The sequence below is a fragment of the Subtercola boreus genome (assembly GCF_003399635.1).
Lineage (GTDB): Bacteria > Actinomycetota > Actinomycetes > Actinomycetales > Microbacteriaceae > Subtercola > Subtercola boreus_B.
This window is the reverse complement of sequence record NZ_NBXB01000006.1, coordinates 1-17,160: the sequence shown is the minus strand read 5'-3', so window position 1 is coordinate 17,160 and position 17,160 is coordinate 1. Positions and strand designations below refer to the sequence as shown.

18 protein-coding genes, 1 tRNA gene and 2 pseudogenes are annotated in these 17,160 nt (G+C 69.7%); 16 read left to right on the top strand and 5 right to left on the bottom strand.

The window, feature by feature from the left end; translation table 11 throughout:
• Position 1: 1 nt before the first annotated feature.
• The 8 genes from B7R22_RS01205 (at position 2) to B7R22_RS01165 (ending at position 8,438) form a co-directional block, all read left to right on the top strand.
• A complete protein-coding gene (locus tag B7R22_RS01205) occupies positions 2 to 916 on the top strand; it encodes a hypothetical protein (RefSeq protein WP_116410004.1) in 915 nt (304 codons plus the stop codon).
• Positions 917 to 919: 3 nt separating this feature from the next.
• Positions 920 to 2,140 carry an HpcH/HpaI aldolase/citrate lyase family protein gene (locus B7R22_RS01200; RefSeq protein WP_116410003.1) on the top strand — a complete coding sequence of 407 codons (1,221 nt, stop codon included), beginning with the start codon at positions 920 to 922 and terminating at the stop codon, positions 2,138 to 2,140.
• Positions 2,137 to 3,729: a phosphoribosyltransferase domain-containing protein gene (locus tag B7R22_RS01195; RefSeq protein ID WP_116410002.1), complete on the top strand. Its 1,593-nt coding sequence runs from the start codon at positions 2,137 to 2,139 to the stop codon at positions 3,727 to 3,729. Before B7R22_RS01200 ends, B7R22_RS01195 begins: the two co-directional genes overlap by 4 nt.
• Entirely contained in the window at positions 3,726 to 4,970 is a 1,245-nt protein-coding gene (locus B7R22_RS01190; RefSeq protein ID WP_116410001.1) for a cysteine protease StiP family protein, read from the top strand. The genes B7R22_RS01195 and B7R22_RS01190 overlap by 4 nt, the downstream gene beginning before the upstream one ends.
• Positions 4,967 to 5,839: an HAD family hydrolase gene (locus tag B7R22_RS01180; RefSeq protein WP_253258812.1), complete on the top strand. Its 873-nt coding sequence runs from the start codon at positions 4,967 to 4,969 to the stop codon at positions 5,837 to 5,839. The genes B7R22_RS01190 and B7R22_RS01180 overlap by 4 nt, the downstream gene beginning before the upstream one ends.
• 387 nt (positions 5,840 to 6,226) lie before the next feature.
• Entirely contained in the window at positions 6,227 to 6,472 is a 246-nt protein-coding gene (locus tag B7R22_RS01175; protein WP_172582135.1) for an ANTAR domain-containing protein, read from the top strand.
• The gene (locus tag B7R22_RS01170; protein WP_116409999.1) at positions 6,472 to 7,257 is read left to right on the top strand and encodes a GAF and ANTAR domain-containing protein; all 786 of its coding nucleotides are present in this window, start codon (positions 6,472 to 6,474) and stop codon (positions 7,255 to 7,257) included. The genes B7R22_RS01175 and B7R22_RS01170 overlap by 1 nt, the downstream gene beginning before the upstream one ends.
• Positions 7,254 to 8,438 (top strand): NAD(P)/FAD-dependent oxidoreductase, encoded by a 1,185-nt coding sequence (locus B7R22_RS01165; protein WP_116409998.1) that lies wholly within the window; start codon positions 7,254 to 7,256, stop codon positions 8,436 to 8,438. The genes B7R22_RS01170 and B7R22_RS01165 overlap by 4 nt, the downstream gene beginning before the upstream one ends.
• Positions 8,439 to 8,441: 3 nt before the next feature.
• Here the strand turns inward: B7R22_RS01165 and B7R22_RS01160 are convergent, their stop codons facing one another.
• On the bottom strand, positions 8,442 to 9,095 hold the full coding sequence (locus tag B7R22_RS01160) for a class I SAM-dependent methyltransferase (protein WP_116409997.1): 654 nt from the start codon (positions 9,093 to 9,095) through the stop codon (positions 8,442 to 8,444).
• A gap of 76 nt (positions 9,096 to 9,171) precedes the next feature.
• Here B7R22_RS01160 and B7R22_RS01155 point away from each other — a divergent pair, with 76 nt between their 5' ends.
• Positions 9,172 to 9,723 (top strand): dihydrofolate reductase family protein, encoded by a 552-nt coding sequence (locus B7R22_RS01155; RefSeq protein WP_116409996.1) that lies wholly within the window; start codon positions 9,172 to 9,174, stop codon positions 9,721 to 9,723.
• A 70-nt stretch (positions 9,724 to 9,793) separates the two neighbouring features.
• Positions 9,794 to 9,967: pseudogene (locus B7R22_RS01150) on the top strand (MmyB family transcriptional regulator); the annotation flags it as partial.
• Between the two features lie 69 nt (positions 9,968 to 10,036).
• Here the strand turns inward: B7R22_RS01150 and B7R22_RS01145 are convergent.
• Positions 10,037 to 10,113, bottom strand: a tRNA-Arg gene (locus B7R22_RS01145).
• A 73-nt stretch (positions 10,114 to 10,186) separates the two neighbouring features.
• Positions 10,187 to 10,414 (bottom strand): annotated as a pseudogene (locus B7R22_RS19645) (SDR family oxidoreductase); the annotation flags it as partial.
• A 33-nt stretch (positions 10,415 to 10,447) separates the two neighbouring features.
• Between B7R22_RS19645 and B7R22_RS19640 the strand changes: the two are divergent.
• Entirely contained in the window at positions 10,448 to 10,603 is a 156-nt protein-coding gene (locus B7R22_RS19640) for a hypothetical protein (protein WP_253258810.1), read from the top strand.
• A gap of 72 nt (positions 10,604 to 10,675) precedes the next feature.
• Here the strand turns inward: B7R22_RS19640 and ald are convergent, their stop codons facing one another.
• Positions 10,676 to 11,791 carry an alanine dehydrogenase gene (gene ald / locus B7R22_RS01135; protein ID WP_116409995.1) on the bottom strand — a complete coding sequence of 372 codons (1,116 nt, stop codon included), beginning with the start codon at positions 11,789 to 11,791 and terminating at the stop codon, positions 10,676 to 10,678.
• Positions 11,792 to 11,954: 163 nt separating this feature from the next.
• Between ald and B7R22_RS01130 the strand changes: the two genes are divergently transcribed.
• From B7R22_RS01130 to B7R22_RS01115, 4 genes are all read left to right on the top strand, one after another.
• On the top strand, positions 11,955 to 12,416 hold the full coding sequence (locus B7R22_RS01130) for an Lrp/AsnC family transcriptional regulator (RefSeq protein WP_253258809.1): 462 nt from the start codon (positions 11,955 to 11,957) through the stop codon (positions 12,414 to 12,416).
• 71 nt (positions 12,417 to 12,487) lie between these two features.
• Complete coding sequence (locus tag B7R22_RS01125) at positions 12,488 to 13,267, top strand: VOC family protein (RefSeq protein ID WP_116409993.1); 780 nt, start codon at positions 12,488 to 12,490, stop codon at positions 13,265 to 13,267.
• Positions 13,268 to 13,276: 9 nt separating this feature from the next.
• Complete coding sequence (locus B7R22_RS01120; RefSeq protein WP_116409992.1) at positions 13,277 to 13,942, top strand: FMN-dependent NADH-azoreductase; 666 nt, start codon at positions 13,277 to 13,279, stop codon at positions 13,940 to 13,942.
• Between the two features lie 125 nt (positions 13,943 to 14,067).
• On the top strand, positions 14,068 to 15,102 hold the full coding sequence (locus B7R22_RS01115; protein ID WP_116409991.1) for an NAD-dependent epimerase/dehydratase family protein: 1,035 nt from the start codon (positions 14,068 to 14,070) through the stop codon (positions 15,100 to 15,102).
• 73 nt (positions 15,103 to 15,175) lie between these two features.
• Here B7R22_RS01115 and B7R22_RS01110 read toward each other — a convergent pair whose 3' ends face one another.
• Positions 15,176 to 15,424, bottom strand: a complete 249-nt coding sequence (locus B7R22_RS01110) for a hypothetical protein (RefSeq protein WP_116409990.1) — start codon at positions 15,422 to 15,424, stop codon at positions 15,176 to 15,178.
• 229 nt (positions 15,425 to 15,653) lie between these two features.
• Here B7R22_RS01110 and B7R22_RS01105 point away from each other — a divergent pair, with 229 nt between their 5' ends.
• Positions 15,654 to 16,583: a phosphatase PAP2 family protein gene (locus tag B7R22_RS01105; RefSeq protein ID WP_116409989.1), complete on the top strand. Its 930-nt coding sequence runs from the start codon at positions 15,654 to 15,656 to the stop codon at positions 16,581 to 16,583.
• Positions 16,584 to 17,160: the final 577 nt, after the last annotated feature.

Below are 17,160 nucleotides of genomic sequence, written 5' to 3'. Positions count from 1 at the left end.
CGTGGCGCTGAACCGGGCGGCGGTGCGCCGCGACCTGCCCTACCTGCGGCGGCGCGTCAAGCCGGTGTCGGTGGATGTCGCGGCTGCGGTCGTCGCGGCAGCACCGTCCGCACCCTCCACACCCTCCGCCTCTGGCGGGCTGAGCCTCCGGCCCGCAATCGCAGCTGCCCCGGCCACTGCCCCCGCAGCTGCTCCCGCCACGCCACCTGCCACCTCTGGCGGGCTCAGTCTCCGGCCCGCAGCCGCCTCCACACCGACCGCCAAGCCGGCTGCGGCGTCCGGCTCCCGCCCGACATCCGCGGCGGCCCCCAGCGGTGCCCGTCCAGCGGATCCAACCCGCCCCGCACGGCCCACCCTCCCGCAGCCGTTCCCCGCCCCCGCGATCGACGAGGTGCGGGAGCTCGGCCCCGAGCATCCGGTGCTGCGACTGGATGCCCGCCGCTCCGCCATCGGCAGCCTCATCGTCTCCGGGGTGCACGCCATCGCCTGGGAGAGCACCAACCTCGTGACCGGCGCCCTGACCCTCACGTCGGGCGGCGTCGACACCGCCGGCACACCCGTGATGACGCCCGGCAACAGGGCTCTCGTCGGCTTCGACGACGGCGACGCGATCGTGGCGCTCCGCCACCTGCGGACCCTCCGCCGCGCGCTGTTCATCGGCAACGGGCCGGAACCGATCGGCGTGCAGCTGTTCGACGGCTCGCACGTCACCGTCGCCGTCACCGTCGCCTCCGACCCCGGTGCTGGCGCGGCATCCGGCGACCGGATGTTCGTGCTCACCCTGCTGCGGATCGGCGCCCTCATCGAACTGCGCGCCGAGCCGGTCGCCCGTGCCCTCTCCCCCGCGGAACTCCACCGCGAGTTCGGTTTCCAGCTGACCGCCCGTTTCGACGCGCGCCAGCCCCGCACGAGGTAGCCGATGCGTCACTTCCGATCCGTCAGCGACGCCGAGGCGGGCACGCTGTTCCATCGGCTGCCCCGCGAACTCAACATCGATTCGCCGCCCGACCTGCTGGCGGCGGCGCTCGGCGCGACCCTCTACGTTCCGGGAGACCGGCCCGAGATCGCCCGGGATGTCACCAAGCAGGCGGCGCGGGGCTGCATCAGCATGGTGCTGTGCCTCGAAGACTCGATCGCGGACTCGTCGGTGGCGTTCGCCGAGGCGAATGTCGCCGGCGCGATCCAGAGCCTCTGGGAACGGCCACTCGGAGACAAAAGACCGGGCGACGGGGAGCCGGGCGAGCTGCCGCTGCTGTTCATCCGCGTGCGCACACCGGAACAGATGCTCCGGATGGCCGAGCTCTGCGGCTCGGGGCTCGCTCTGCTGAGCGGTTTCGTGATCCCGAAGTTCGAGAACGACACCGGCTATGCCGATCGGTTCTTCGAGGCGCTGGAGCAGATCCACGAGCGGTTCGGGCATGCTGGCAGTGCAGGCAACGCCAGCGGTCGGCACCTCCGCGTGATGCCGATCCTCGAATCGCCCTCGATGGTGCACACCGAGACGCGCACCGGAGCCCTCTCCGCGATCGTCGACGTGTTGCAGGCGCACCGTGACGACATCCTCGCCGTGCGGATCGGCGCCACCGACCTGTCGAGCGTGTTCGGGCTGCGGCGGTCGCGGGAACTCACGGTCTACGACGTGAAGGTCGTGGCCGCGGTGATCGCCGACATCGTGAACGTGCTCGGCCGCCCCTCCGACAACTTCGTCATCACCGGGCCAGTCTGGGAGCACTTCGACACGTCGGAGCGGATCCTCCGGCCACAGCTGCGCCTCACACCGTTCACCGACGCCAACGAGCCCGAGCTGAGGCAGCGCCTCATGCTCGGCGGACTCGACGGCCTGATCAAGGAGATCTCGCTCGACCAGGCGAACGGGCTGCTCGGAAAGACGGTCATCCACCCGACGCATGTTCCGGTTGTACACGCGCTTTCGGTGGTCAGCCACGAGGAGTACCTCGATGCCCTGGCGATCGTCGGCAACGTGGGTGGCGGCGCGAGTGCGTCGCCGTACCGCAACAAGATGAACGAGATGAAGCCGCACCAGTCCTGGGCCGAGAAGACACTGCTGCGCTCGGAGGCGTTCGGTGTGGCCGCCGAGGCCACGACGTTCGTCGACCTGCTCGAAGCGAGCATGCGGTGAGCGGTGCGGGCCCCGGGGTGGCTGTCGCCAGCTGGACCGGCGGTTTTGCGGAACGCGAGGTCGGCATCCGGGTACGGACGGATGACCGGCGGAGCCTCGTGCCCGTCGAACTCCTCGTCGGGGTCGCCCTCCGGCGAAACCCCCGCCGCGCGCAGCTGCTGGTCTCGACGGTGCTGGCCAAGCACGTGCCCACCGCGCCCGGGATCGTGATCGTGGCCGCCGAGCTGCTCGGTCTGCTCGTCGGGGGCGAACTCGACGGGAGGCACCCACCGGCCGGCCTGTTCGAGCGGCTCGCGCGCATCCTGCAGCAGACGGCGGCAGCAGCCGGGGCAGGCGGGGCGGCGGCCGGCGGGGCTCCGGATGCGTCCCTCGCCGAGGTGGCGGAGCTCAGGGCTGAGGTCGCCGGGCTTCGGTCGCGGCATCCGGAGGTCGTCACCGTCGGTTACGCCGAGACCGCCACCGGGCTCGGGCAGCTCGTCGCCTCGACGATCGGCTCGTACTACATCCACTCGACCAGGCACGCTCCGGTCGGCCGCGCACCCTTCGCGGGTTTCGAGGAGGAGCACTCCCACGCCACCAGCCACCAGCTCTACCCGGCCCGGTCCGACTGGCTGCGACCGGGCGGCACAGTCGTGCTTGTCGACGACGAACTGAGCACCGGAACCACGATCGTGAACACGATCCGCGCCCTGCACTCCGTGGTGCCGCAGTCGCGCTGGATCGTGGCCTCGCTCATCGACCTGCGCTCAGAAGCCGACCGCGCCCGCTTCGACATCCTCGCCCAGACGCTCGGCACCTCGATAGCAGTCGTCGCGCTGGGCTCCGGCTCGATCGACCTGCCCTCCGACGTGCTGGCCCGAGCCGCGCGCGCCCTCCCGCCCGGGCCCCTCGCCGCCCTCCCGCCCGCCCCCGCCCTCGCGCCGAAGGGACCCAAATCGCTCCAAACCGCTCCGCCAAGCGCACTTTGCGTCCCTTGGGCGCCGGAATCGCGGGTAGGAGGCGCGGGGACGCAGGAGACGGAGCGGGCAGCCGCGGCAGGCGCGCTCACACTCGTCGAGGTCGAGGGCGGTTGCGCGGCTAGCGCGCGGTTCGGCGTCGACGCTCGCCCGGGTGACGACGACCGCGCGGCCGCCCGCATCGTCGCAGCGCTCGACCCGAAGCTGCCGGATGGCTCGATCCTCGTGCTCGGCTCCGAGGAGCACATCGCGCTGCCGCTCTCGGTCGCGGACCAGCTCAGCCACTCCGACCCGCTCCGCGAGCGCTCCGTGCGCTTCTCCACCACCACACGTTCCCCCATCACGCCGATCGACCGCCCCGACTACGCCATCGCGAGCGCCATCACGTTCCCGAGCCACGACCTCACAAGTGACGGGTTCGGACCCCGGTTCGCCTACAACCTCACGCGCGGCGGCCGACGTTTCGACGCGATCGTCTTCCTTCCCGAACCCGATGCGGATCGCGACCGGATTCTCGCCGCCGACGGTGTGGCCGAGGCCCTCCGCCGCGTGACCGACCACGTGTTCGTCGTACTCACCGCACCCACCGCACCCGCCGCACGCACCCACCCCGAGGAGCCGGCCACCCCGTGACCCCCAGCCCCAGCAACCTCCGCCCCAGCAACCCCACCCCCGGCGCAACCGGAACCCCCGCCCCACCGCTCATCAACCCCGGCACCAACCGGTTCCCCGCGCCGCTCACCGGCCCCGCCTTCGGCTCGTACTCGGCCGCCGACGTCCTGTGGCTGCTGAAGGACCTCGGCGACGCCGAACTCGAGGCTCCCGCCGCCCAGCGTGAGCGCGACATCCAGAGCGGGCGAGCGAACTACGCCGAGACACTGCCCGTCGAGTACGTGCCGAGCCCGGAGTACCAGCAGCTGTTCGCCGAGGCTCTCGAACGCTCGAGCCGTCGCGTCGCTGTCGCCGTGGGCATCGTCTCCGAACTGGTGCACGCCGCGCGCGCGGGCCAGCCCGTGCTGGTGTCTCTCGCCCGGGCGGGCACGCCTATCGGCATCCTCATGAAGCGGTGGACCGAACGGATGCACGGCACCGACGTTCCGCACCTCACGATGAGCATCGTGCGGGGGGTCGGGCTCGACCAGACCGCCCTGCGCTACGTGGCCGCGACCTACGACCCCGATCGCATCGTCTTCGTCGACGGCTGGACCGGCAAGGGCGCCATCGCCCGCGAACTCACCGCCGCACTCGCGCTGTTCGCCGACACCGACGGGACCGTCTTCGGCGACGACCTCGCGGTGCTCGCCGACCCGGGGCACTGCGTGAGCATCTTCGGCACGCGCGACGACTACCTCATCCCGTCGGCGTGCCTGAACTCGACCGTCTCGGGGCTCGTCTCCCGCACCGTCTTCAACCGGGAACTGATCGGCGCAGGCGACTTCCACGGGGCCAAGTTCTACGCCGGCCTTCGGGATGACGACGTCTCAGCGGTCTTCCTCGACGCCGTCTGCGCGCATTTCGACGACGAGACGGTGAGAGCCGAGGTCGCGGAAGGCGTCAGAGAGGCGGCCGCTGAGACCCGCGCCGGTGAGCGCGCGCCCACCTGGTCGGGCTGGCATGCTGTCGAACGCATCAGCGCCGACTACGGCATCGACAACGTGAACCTCGTCAAACCCGGCGTCGGCGAGACCACCCGGGTGCTGCTGCGGCGGGTGCCGTGGAAGATCCTGGTGCGCCCCGGTGCCCGCGAAGACATCGCCCATGTGCTGCTGCTCGCCGAGCAGCGCGGAGTGCCGATCGAGGAGGTGGATGACCTGGCGTACAGCTGCGTCGGCCTGATCAATCCGCTCGTGACGAGCGCGGCAGCCGACCGGTGAGTACCCCCACCCCGGCCTCCGCCACCCCCGCCACGACCCCCGCCCCCAAAGCCACCCCCGCCACCACCCTCGCCGCCTGCGACCTCGACCGCACGCTCATATACTCCCCGCGCGCCTTCTGGCTCGAATCCGCCGACGCCGACGCCCCCGGAATGGTCGTCTCCGAGCTCTACGGAGGCACGCCGATCTCGTTCATGACGCGCCGGGCCGAGGCGCTGCTCGCAGAACTGCGCGCCGCAAGCGTGTTCGTGCCGGTGACGACCCGCACGGTCATCCAGTACCGGCGGGTGCAACTGCCCGGGCCGACACCTGCCTACGCCATCACCAGCAACGGCGGGGTTCTGCTTGTCGACGGGGTTCCGGATGCCGCGTGGGCGGCCTCGGTGCGTCGCCGCCTGGCCGAGGAGGCGGCCCCCCTCGCAGAGGTGACCGCCCTGCTCACAGACCCTGCGGCCGCGGCGTGGATCGAGAAGGTCAACAACGCCGAAGACCTTTTCGTTTACGCCATCGTCGACCGTGCTGCGATGCCGTTGCCCTGGGCCGAGCAGCTCGAGGCGACCTGCCGCGCGCTCGGCTGGTCGGTCTCGGTGCAGGGACGGAAGCTTTACTGTGTGCCGCACGCGGTGACGAAGAGCGACGCGGTCGCCGAGGTGCGGCAACGGGCCGGGGCATCGCTGGTGCTCGCCGCGGGCGACTCCCTGCTCGATCAGCGGATGCTCGAGGAGGCCGACCTCGCCTTCCGGCCGGCCCACGGGGAACTCGACGAGGCCGGCTTCGTGCACGGCAACCTGACGATCACGGGCAGCCGCGGCATCCTGGCCGGCGAGGAGCTGCTGCGGTTGATGATCGCAGCGGTGGTGGGCGCGTAGCCGCCGGGTTGTTAACGCGAATCGCCCCCCCGTTCCACACACACCGGCCCGATCGCGTACGGTGGGGGCTGTGTGGCATCCGAGCACGCGTGGCCCAGGCGGGCCGCGCGACGCCGCCGCTACTCCCGCCCCGCCCCCCGACTGGCAGCACCAGCTCCTCAGCCCCTTCCTCAAGGCACTGCCGATCACCGGCCTCGCTCTCGGTCACCGGCTATTCGGGGCAGGAGTCGACGCTCTTCGAGTCCGACGCCACCGCGACGACGCTCAGCGAACTGCAGTTCGCGAGGGGCCAGGGCCCGCACTGGGAGGCACTCAAGACGGGTCGCCCCGTGCTGGTTCCGGATGTCTCGACCTCCGCCAGCGAGTGGCCCCTGTTCAGCGAAGCCCTTGCAGGCCTCCCCGTGGGAGCGATCTTCGCCTGCGAACGACGACGAAACGCTCTCGTCGAGCCCGGTGCCCGAGACCCGGCGCGAGGTGCAGCAGGCGACGGGGATGATCTTCGCGCAACTGGATGTGTCGGCCACCGATGCGTTCTACCGACTGAGGATGCACGCCTTCTCGACCGGCCGTTCCATCCAGTCGGTCGCGGCCGGCGTGATCGCCCGCACGTTGGATTTCCGGGAGCTGGAGTAATGACAGACAATGAGACCACAACCGTCGAACAGCACGATGAGAGCAGCCCTGTGAGTGATACGTCACGCGAAATGCTCCTCAGCGCAGCCTTTGTGAAACTCGCCGACACCCTCGTCGACGATTTCGACATCGTCGACCTGCTGCAGACCCTCGTCGAGGAGTGCAAGCGCATCCTGAACATCGAGGCCGCCGGTCTCATGCTGACGAACCAGAACGAACAGCTCGAGCTCGTCGCGTCGACCAGCGAGCAGGCCGATCTGGTCGAGATCATGCAGATCAACGCGGGCGCCGGGCCCTGCGTCGACGCCTACACGAGCGGAGATCCGATCGCCGTCCCCGACATCGCCGCCGAGAGCACCCGGTGGCCGGCCTTCAGCACCGCCGCCCTCAACCAGGGATTCCAGTCGGTCTACGCCACGCCGATGAAGCTCCGGGGGCGCGTGATCGGCACCCTGAACCTCCTCGGCACCACCATCGGCGCGGTGGCCGAACGCGACGCGAGCGCCGCGCGGGCGCTCGCCGACGCCGCGACCATCGCCATCCTGCAGGAACGTCTGCTGCGGGAGACGACGATCGTGACCGAGCAGCTGAACCATGCTCTGGAGAGCCGGATCTTCATCGAACAGGCCAAGGGCGCGCTCGCCCAGACCTACTCGGTCTCGATGAACGAAGCCTTCCAGCTGCTCCGCGACTACGCACGCCGCAACAACCTCCGACTCCAGGTCGTCGCAGCGGGAATCGCCGACCGCAGCATCGCCGCTTCGGAGCTGACCACGCTGGCATGAGCGTGTACGAGACGGACATCGTCATCGTCGGCGGTGGCATCGCCGGCCAGTCCCTCGCCGCGGCGCTGGTCGACGCGGCGCTGGTCGACGCGGCCGCGGGCGCCGGCGTGGACGCGGCCGGTGGTGCCGGCAGCGATGCTCCGCGCATCGTCGTCGTGGAGAGCGAGAACACGCTCGGCCACCACACCAGCAGTCGTTCCGCATCGCAGATGCAGCCGTCGTACGGCCCGCCCGAGATCCGGGCGCTCACCGCTGCCACGCTCGGCCTCATGCCCGGTATCGAGCGAGCGCTCGAAACGAGCATCCTGAGCCCCCGCCCCCTCATCTGGTGCGGCCTCCGCGGCTCCGAGGCGCAGGCCGATTCGGTGCTCGCCTCGGTTCCGGATGCCCGGGAGGGCTCGATCGCCGAGGCCGTCTCCCGGCTGCCCGCGCTCCGCGCCAGCGCCCTCGAATCGATCGCCTTCGACGAGAACGCCCAGGAGGTCGACGTCACCGCCCTGCTCGGCTACTACCGCGAGCGCATGCACGCCGGCGGGGTGACTGTGCTGCAGGGGTCGGCGGTGTCGGATGCCCAGCCCCTCGCCGACGGCTGGAGGGTGACGGCGGGTTCGAACGAGATCCGCTCCCGGATCGTGGTGAACGCGGCCGGGGCCTGGGCGGATCCGCTCGCCGGACTCTTCGGCAAGGCGCCCCGCGGGTTGCAGCCCTACCGGCGCACCATCACCGTCGCGGCAGCCACCGGCCGGGCCGTCGACCCGTCGTGGCCGATGGCCTGCGACATGGGGAACACGTTCTACTTCCGGCCGCGGGGAACCGAGATCCTCGCCTCCCCGCTCGAAGACTCACCGAGCGTCGCCGAAGACGCCCGGCCGCGCACGTCGGACGTGGCTGACGTCACACAGCGCATCAACGCCGTGACCGACCTCGCGCTCGGCGGATCGTCCCGCTCGTGGACAGGGCTCCGCACGCTCAGCCCCTCCGGCCTGCCGATCGTGGGCCGCGAACCCGGCGACCCGACGTTCTACTGGCTGGCCGGGCAGGGTGGGTACGGCATCCAGACTTCGGCGGCACTCGGCAGGATGGTCGCCGCCGACCTGCTGGGGCGCGATGCCGGCCTCGGGGACGACGTCGCGGCTGCCTTCGCGCGCCTGGCGCCCGTGCCGAGGCCTTCGCTGGCCTGAACGTCAGGCGAGGCGGCGGGCGCGCAGAACGACGTCGTGCGTGTGGTGCGATCCCGCGCCGGTGGCGACGTGCCGCGGGCGCACCTCGTCGACCTCGATCGCCCAGGAATCGTCGAGCAGGGCGGCCACGTTGGCCGGCCCCACGTAGTCGTCGGGATGGAAACCGTGTGCCTCCGCCTCCTCGAGCGTCGGGGCCGGGTGATGCACCACCAGCAGTGTTCCGCCGGGCGCGACCGCCTCGAGGAGCGCGTGCTCGGCGACGTTGCCGGGAGTGCGGAACAGGGCGGGGTACTGAGCCGAGACCAGGTCGAAGCTCCGCGCCGGGAGATCAGCCTCGACGAGCCCGGAGTGCAGCCAGTGCACGTCGACTCCCCGTCGATGCCCCTCGGCCTCGGCGCGCTCGAGCGCGACCCGCGACACATCGAGCGCGGTCACTCGCCAACCCTGTTCGGCGAGCCAGAGCGCGTCGGCACCTTCCCCGCAGCCGACGTCGAGCACGGTGCCGACCGCCAGCCCCTCCGTCTCGGCGAGAAGCGTGCCGTTCGGCGCACCGCTCCAGAGCTGGTCCGGGCCCGAATACCGTTCGTCCCACACCGCTTCGACGGCTGCTCTCACGGTTTCGTCGGGGGCGATCATCGCGGGATCGGTTTCAGGCATGACCTCAGCATGCCGCCTCTGCTGGATTTCTGCCGAATCCGTCTGCCAGAATGGCAAAAATGTCTGGAGACACCTGATGCGTTCACTCACCGCCGGCCTCTTCATGTCGATCGACGGCGTCGTCGAATCTCCGAACCTCTGGCAGTTCGACAGTTTCGACGACGAACTCGGCGCCCAGATGAGCGCGATGATGGGCGCGGTGCAGACCGCCGTGCTCGGTCGCTCCGGCTACCAGGACTGGTCGGCCTACTGGCCAGGCGCCGGCGACGGCGATCCCTTCGGCGCCTTCATCAACCCGATCGAGAAGCTGGTCGCCTCCCGCACGCTGACGGGTCCGCTCGACTGGCAGAACTCCACCCTGATCGAGGGGGATGCGCTGGAGTTCCTCGCGGCCCTCAAGCAGACCGACGGCGGCGACATCTCGCTCTTCTCCAGCATCTCTCTCACCCGCCAGCTGCTCTTCGCCGGCCTCCTCGACGAGCTCACCCTGATGATCCACCCCGTGGTCGCCGGCGCGGGCAGGCACCTCTTCGAACCCGACGACCCCATCACCCGCCTCGAACTCGTGCGCTCCGTGGTCACGAGCAAAGGCAACGCCGTGCTCACCTACCGCACCCGCGCCGCCTGACCCTGCCCCCTCCCCGCCGGGTCGCGGGTCTCCGCCGCGAAGAGGTGGCGATGCTCACCGCCTCGAGGCCGGCCGGAACCCGCACGACCCCGACCTCATCCAGATCGTCAGCGAGCTGTCGACCCAGAGCGAACTCTTCCGTGAGCGATGGGCATCCCGGGATGTGGTGTTCCCGAGCGAGCCCGACCTCGTGATGAACGTCACAGCCCCGGCCGACTCGCCGACCGCCGACGCCTGGTCCTGAGCACTCTCGCCCGTCTTTCAGCACTCCCCGTAAACCAGGAAAACCCCCGCCGAGGCGAGGGTTTTCGGATGGTGCGCCCGGAGGGATTCGAACCCCCGGCCTTCTGATCCGTAGTCAGACGCTCTATCCAGCTGAGCTACGGGCGCAAATCACACAAGAGATGACTCTACCATAGGCCGGGCGCCCCGATGTGCAGCAGCCCGGCCCGCGGCCCGGCTGCTACTGGGCCGCGTAGCCGCCGACGACGAGGTAGTAGCTGCCGGAGATGAAGGAGGCGGCGGCGCTGGCGAGGAATGCCACGAGCGAAGCGACTTCCTCCGGCTGGCCGAGGCGGCCGAGAGCGTGCTTCGCGGCGAGAGCGGCCTGCATCTCATCACCCAGGTTCGCATCCACCAGCGGGGTGTAAATGAAGCCGGGGCCGACCGCGTTGATGCGCACGCCGGCGGCCCCTCGGCCGCGCTCGGCATGGAGATGCTCGGCATGGAGATGGCCGTGCGGATGATCGCCGACGGGTCGGCCGGAGCGATCCTGGCCTGGCTGCGGACGCCCGCACCGCGGATCATCGACGCGTTCCTGGCGCTCTATGGCCAGCTGCTGCCCGCGTGGTTTCCGTTCGCCGACCGCCCCTCCACGTGAGACACCTGCGGACACGTGAGACCGGCGTGCACGTCTCACCTGCCCGCCGGCGTCTCACCAAGCGCCCGCGCGTCAGGCCGCGAACGTCTCGGGCGCCGTGAACGGCAGACCGAGAGCCGAGGCGACCAGCGCGTTCGTCACCTGGCCGTCGTGCACGTTGAGACCGCGCGCGAGGGCAGCATCGTCGGCGATCGCGCGCTGCCAACCCTTGTCGGCGAGGGTCAGCACGTAGGGCAGGGTCGCGTTGGTGAGCGCCGTGGTCGACGTCTCCGGAACCGCGCCCGGCATGTTCGCCACGCAGTAGAACACGCTGTTGTGCACCGGGAAGATGGGGTCGTCGTGGGTCGTCGGGTGCGACCCCTCGAAGCAGCCGCCCTGGTCGATTGCGATGTCGACGAGCACCGAACCGGGCTTCATCGCGGCGACCATCTCGTCGGTGACGAGCTTCGGCGCGGCGGCGCCCGGGATCAGCACCGAACCCACCACGAGGTCGGCGTCACGCACCTGGGCCGCAATCTCGTACGCGCTCGACGCACGGGTCTGGATGCGCCCGCCGAACTGCACCTCGAGCTGGCGGAGTCGGGGCAGGGAGAGGTCGATGACCGTGACATCCGCGCCCATGCCGAGCGCGTTCGCCGCGGCGTGCTCGCCCGCGACGCCGCCGCCGATCACGACGACCTTGGCCTTGCGCGTGCCGGGCACGCCGCCGAGCAGCACACCGCGACCGCCGGCCGCACTCATCAGGTGGTACCCGCCCACCTGAACAGACAGGCGGCCGGCCACCTCGCTCATCGGCGAGAGCAACGGGAGACTGCGGTTCTCCAACTGCACGGTCTCGTAGGCGATCGCCGTGGTGCCCGAGCGCACCAGTGCGTCGGTGCACTCGCGACTGGCAGCGAGGTGGAGGTAGGTGAAGAGAACCTGACCGCTCCGCAGCCGGCCGTACTCGCTCGCGATCGGCTCCTTGACCTTCAACAACAGGTCGGCCTGTTCCCAGACCTCGTCGGCGGTGGCGAGGATGCTCGCGCCTGCGGCGATATAGTCGTCGTCGGTGATGCGCGATCCGAGGCCTGCGCCGCTCTGCACGACGACGTCGTGTCCGCGCCGGGAGAGTTCGTGCACGCCGGCGGGAGTGATCGCCACGCGTTCCTCATTGTTCTTGACCTCGCTCGGGATGCCTACGCGCATGTTCGTCTTCTCTCGCAGAGTCGTAAATGGTGCACCCGTCGTGCACGGGTGCCTCTATTCTGCGAATCCCGCGTTTCGAGCACATTACTTCCGCAGATACTGCTGCGGCCATCCCCTCCCGTTCGGTATTCTTCGGTTGAGGAGGTTGAATCCGATGGTGACGATGAACAATCCACGGGCACCGGGACCGCTCGACGAGGTCGACAGCACCCTCGTCGACCTCCTGAAGGGGAACGCACGGATGCCCAACAGCCGCCTCGCGGAGCTGGCCGGCATTGCGCAGTCGACCTGCATCGCGCGCGTGAGGTCGCTCGAAGAACGCGGTGTGATCACGGGTTACACCGCGCGCCTCTCGCCCACAGCCCTCGGTTTCACGCTGCAGGCACTGATCAGCGTGAGCATCAAGTCGGGTGCCCGGCACAACCTCTCGTCGTTCAGCGACGAGATCCGTACCCGCACCGAGGTGGTCGAGCTGTTCTTCCTCGGCGGCGCGGAGGACTTCGTGATCCACGTCGCCACCCGGGACAGCGACCACCTCCGGGAATTCGTGGTGTCGAACCTCTCGGCCCACCCGGCCGTCGCCGCCACGCGCACGAGCATTGTCTTCGATCACATTGTGAACTGAGGTTGATTCAGCGTAGCTTCTACGCAACGGCACTCACCGCAGAGCGTCGTCGAAGAAGTGGAGCAGCCACCATGTCATTTGTCGAAAGCTACGTTCAGGGCGCGCCCTGCTGGATCGACCTCGTCACGACCGACGTCGACTCGGCACGAACCTTCTACAGCGGGTTGTTCGGCTGGTCGTATGACGACTACCCGATGCCGAGCAGTGCGGGCGAGATGACCTACTCCATGGGCACGATCGACGGGCGGAATGTCGCCGGTCTGATGCAGCAGGCTCCCGAGATGGTCGGCGATGCACCGAGCTGGCAGACCTACATCGCCGTCGACGACGCGGAGGCCGCAGCTGAGCGTGTCACCGAGGAGGGCGGCACCGTACTGTTCCCGGTCGACGAGATCCCGGGTTCGGGGCGGATGACGATCGCGTTCGACACGGTGGGCGCCAAATTCGGACTGTGGCAGACGACCGGTCACATCGGGTCCGCCGTCGTCAACCAGCACGGTGCTCCGATCTGGCACGAGCTGCAGGCTCCGGATCCGGCCGCAGCCGCGGCCTTCTACAGCGCGGTGCTGGGAGTCGAACCGAAGACCGCCGACGTCGGCGGCATCCCTTACACCGAGCTCTTCGCCTCCGGGAAGTCCTCGGCCGGCATCATGCCGAAACAGGACGCTGACCAGCCCAGCACCTGGCTGGTCTACTTCGGAGCAGACAACCCCGATGAGACGGCGACGAAGGCTGCCGAGCTCGGCGGAACCGTGCTCGAACCGGCGTTCGACATCCCCGGAATCGGGCGGATGGCCGTGCTCGCCGATCCGCAGGGCGTCGTGTTCGCCGTGATGCGGGGCGAGAGCTAACGTGAGAGCGTGGCCCATCTTCTGCACCTCGACTCCTCCGCCGATCCCGAGCGCTCCCGGTCGCGGGCGCTCGGCCGCACCTTCGCCGACGCCTGGCTGAAGGCAAACCCGTCGAACACCATCACCTACCGGGACCTCCACGCCCGGCCCGTGCCGCACCTCGCCGACGCTTCACTGCACTGGCCGGCGCGACTCCGCCCGGCAGGATCCCACCCGCCCGCAGAGGCCGAGGCACTGCAGACGGAGCTCATCGACGAGCTGGTCGCCGCAGACGTTCTCGTGGTGGGCGCACCGCTCTACAACTACTCCCTGCCGTCGACACTGAAGGCCTGGATCGACCACATCCACGTGCCGGCCGTGACCGCGCCGTTCGATGTCGAAACCCAGCCGATGAAGGGGAAGGCCGCGGTCATCCTGTCGAGCCGCGGTGCCTCCTATGACGCCGGCACGCCCACCGCCGACTGGGACCACGAGGTGCCCGCGCTCAGCCTGATCCTCGGCTCAGCCCTCGGAATGCGGATCACCGTCATCCAGACCAGCCTGACCCTCGCCGACACTGTTGCTGCTCTCGCTCCGCAGCTCGACCGCAGCAACGCAGAGTTGGCCGCGGCCCACCGGGCAGCTGCCGAGGCTGCGACACTGTTCGGAACCTCTGCCGCTGCGGCCAGCGCCTGACCCACACGGCCCCGCCTGACCCACGCGGCCCCGCGCCGCAAGCCCCACGGTCGGATTGGCCGCTCGCGTCGGCGGCTGCGAACATCGACTGAGCGGCCACACGTGCTGCGCAGGTGAGGTGCAGCATGAGGGTCGTCGTCGTCGGAGCCACAGGAAACCTCGGTACGGCGACGTTCCGTCGGTTGCAGCGCGCGCCGGGCGTCACGGCGTTGGTCGGGGTGGCACGCCGCCTGCCCGACGACCATGCCGAACCTTACGAGGGTGCCGAACCTTACGAGGGTGCCGAGTGGCACAGCGTGGATGTCGGGGCGCCCGATGCGAAGGCTGCCCTGACAGCGGCCTTCGCCGGAGCCGACGCGGTCATCCACCTCGCCTGGGCACTGCAGCCCAGTCACGACGAGAAGAGCCAGTGGCGCACCAACGTCACCGGCACGGCGAACGTGCTGGGCGCGGCATCCGCAGCCGGTGTGGGGCACGTGCTCGTCGGGTCATCGGTGGGTGCCTACAGCCCGGGCCCGAAACACCGGCGCGTCGACGAGAGCTGGCCGACCGGCGGCATCCACACCTCGCACTACGCGCGCCACAAGGCAGTGAACGAGAGGGCCTTCGACCGGTTCGAGCTCGAGCACCCGGAGGTGGTTCTCACCCGGTTCCGGCCCGGGCTGGTGTTCCAGGAGGGGGCCGGGCACGAGATCCGGGGGCTCTTCCTCGGCGGCCTGCCGATGGGCTGGCTGAAGTACGTGCGGCCTCCGGTCGTTCCGCTGCCGGTGCAGATGGTCTTCCAGGCCGTCCACGCCAGCGACGTCGGCGAGGCCTTCTGGCGCGCGGTCGAACGCCGGGCCGGCGGGGCGTTCAACATCGCGGCCGAGCCGGTGCTCGACCCCGAGACCATCGCCTCGGTGATCGGCGCACGTCGCGCCGTGCCGGTGCGGCTCGTCGCGGCCAAGTTCCTGGTCTGGCTCACCTGGCGGTTGCGCATCCAGCCAACCCCGCCGGGCTGGGTGGACATCGCAGCCACCGTTCCGATCATGTCGACAGAGAAGGCACGGGAGGTGCTCGGCTGGGAGCCTCAGGTGTCGTCGACCGACGCCCTCGCCTCGATCGTGGCCGGGCTGGCGCACGATACGCGAACCGGCGGATCAGGCCCGCTCGGGGGTTGAACGATGACGATCTGCGATCGGCCGGCCGGGCATCCGACCAGCCCGACATCCGGCCCTCGTGCCGACCACCGGCTCAGAGGCCGCGGCGCTCCAGCCGGGCGGCCCTCTTCTGGGCTGCAGCGGCCTGGAGGTTCGAGACCATCACGAGCACGTCAGGCAGTGTGCCGAGTAGAAACGCGGCATAGAGCGGAACGGAAACGATCAGCAGGCCCCACGCCGCCACGAAGACCGCCAGTGAGGTGCGACCGCCGGCATGCACGACGATCGGTGGATCGGGGAACTCGCGGCGGGCTGCCTCGCCGGGATCCGTCTCATCTTTCATGCGTTGAAGTATCGCACCCGAACCCGACCGTGTTCCCGGGAGCCCGGCCGGGCGCTCGGAAGGATGCTCGAAGGGGTGCACTGCCTCTAATGTCGAGGACTATGGCCCACCGGATGACAGGCCTCACCGGCCTCGTGCCGACTCCCGTCGCCGTGGTGCAGCGCCTCATCGGAGCGGTCACTCTCAAACCTGACGTAGAAGACTCCGGTAGAAGAAAGGTTTCCCAGCGATGACCCGAAACGAAAGGGGCGCCGGCCACGGCCACAGGCACGGCTCCAGCAATGCCCACGGCGACCAGCCCCGGGCGACGCCCCTAGAGTCGCGCGGAGGGCAGCCGAGCGAGCAGGGGCCCCGGGGCGAACTGCGCGAAGACCGCCACATCGGCAGCACTGACCTGACGCACTGGTACACCCCTCTCGGTCGACAGACGGTGAGACTGGCCGAGAGGGCGAACGACCGCCTCGGCCCTAACGCGACCCTCATCGTGACGCTGGTGATCGGCCTCATCATCGCAATCGCTCTCAGCGCCGCAGCGGTGCAGGTGTACGACGCCGTCACCGACGCTGACGGGGTCGCCGGGTTCGACCAGCCCCTCCTGAACTTCGCGATCACCCTGCGCTCGCCCTGGTTCGACGCGATCGCCACGGGGTACACCGACATAGCCGGGCCGATCGGGATGCCCATCGTGGCCGTCGGCACCCTGCTGGTGCTCGGCATCCACCGCCGGTCATGGACCCCGGTGATCCTGATCGTCGCAGCCGGCGGCGGATCACTGCTGATGACGATCGCCGGCAAGGACTTCATCGGGCGGGTGCGGCCCCCGCTCGCCGACGCGGTGCCGCCGTACGAGTACTCCCCCTCGTTCCCGAGCGGACACACCCTGAACGCTGTTGTCGTGGCCGGCATCATCGCGTACCTCCTGATCCTCCGCCAGGAACGTCTGAGGAGCCGTGTGCTTCTCATTTCCGCCGCCGTGCTCTTCTCGCTGACCATCGGTCTCAGCCGCGTCTTCCTCGGCCACCACTGGTTCACCGATGTGCTCGCCGGCTGGATCCTCGGCGCAGCCTGGCTCGCGCTCGTGATCACCGCGCACCGGCTGTATCTGACGGTGCGCGCCGACCACGAACGCGCGAAGGCTGTGGCCGGGTCGGCGCCCTGACTCCGGTCGACGAACGCGGCTGGCGCTGCTGATGCTGACGCCCGCGTGCACCCTGCCGCTGCCGCGCCCTGCGGGCTTGCCTTCGGATGGATGGGTTCTGGATGCGCGTGGCTGGATCGGTGATGCGGACGGCAGGCGGCGCTACGAAACATAGATGGCCGGTTATGCTGGCCGGGTTCAGGGCGCCTGCGAGGACGCTGGTGAGGCTGCCGGGTGAGGGCGTCGTTCTACCCGGTGTCGCTGTGATGATCATTTTGCAGACCCTCGGCCGATGAAGGGTCTGGTGGGTGGTGGCCGGGTTTGATCTGTCTGGCCCGGTTTTGTTGGCAGGGTCGGGGTGTTTGGTTCCAGTCGAGGGAGTGGGGTGGGATGACGTGGGGGGTGCCGTTTCGGATGGTCAGTTTCCAGCGGGCTTTGTGCACGTTTGAGTGATGGAAGTGGCAGAGCAGGGCCCCGTTGTCCAGATCCGTCAGGCCGCCCGGGTGTGTTGGGGAAAGCCACCCGTCGACGTGGTGACTCTCACACCAGGACGGTGGTGCGTTGCAGCCTGGCCAGACACACCCGCCGTCCCGGGCGG

Excerpts from the sequence above, each read along its gene's own strand:
- B7R22_RS01105 (WP_116409989.1), top strand. The coding sequence starts at position 15,654 with ATGACCCGAAACGAAAGGGGCGCCGGCCACGGCCACAGGCACGGCTCC.
- B7R22_RS01115 (WP_116409991.1), top strand. The coding sequence starts at position 14,068 with ATGAGGGTCGTCGTCGTCGGAGCCACAGGAAACCTCGGTACGGCGACG.
- B7R22_RS01165 (WP_116409998.1), top strand. The coding sequence starts at position 7,254 with ATGAGCGTGTACGAGACGGACATCGTCATCGTCGGCGGTGGCATCGCC.
- B7R22_RS01200 (WP_116410003.1), top strand. The coding sequence starts at position 920 with ATGCGTCACTTCCGATCCGTCAGCGACGCCGAGGCGGGCACGCTGTTC.
- B7R22_RS01125 (WP_116409993.1), top strand. The coding sequence starts at position 12,488 with ATGTCATTTGTCGAAAGCTACGTTCAGGGCGCGCCCTGCTGGATCGAC.
- B7R22_RS01110 (WP_116409990.1), bottom strand. The coding sequence starts at position 15,424 with ATGAAAGATGAGACGGATCCCGGCGAGGCAGCCCGCCGCGAGTTCCCC.
- B7R22_RS01130 (WP_253258809.1), top strand. The coding sequence starts at position 11,955 with ATGAACAATCCACGGGCACCGGGACCGCTCGACGAGGTCGACAGCACC.
- B7R22_RS19640 (WP_253258810.1), top strand. The coding sequence starts at position 10,448 with ATGGAGATGGCCGTGCGGATGATCGCCGACGGGTCGGCCGGAGCGATC.
- B7R22_RS01160 (WP_116409997.1), bottom strand. The coding sequence starts at position 9,095 with ATGCCTGAAACCGATCCCGCGATGATCGCCCCCGACGAAACCGTGAGA.
- ald (WP_116409995.1), bottom strand. The coding sequence starts at position 11,791 with ATGCGCGTAGGCATCCCGAGCGAGGTCAAGAACAATGAGGAACGCGTG.
- B7R22_RS01155 (WP_116409996.1), top strand. The coding sequence starts at position 9,172 with ATGCGTTCACTCACCGCCGGCCTCTTCATGTCGATCGACGGCGTCGTC.
- B7R22_RS01170 (WP_116409999.1), top strand. The coding sequence starts at position 6,472 with ATGACAGACAATGAGACCACAACCGTCGAACAGCACGATGAGAGCAGC.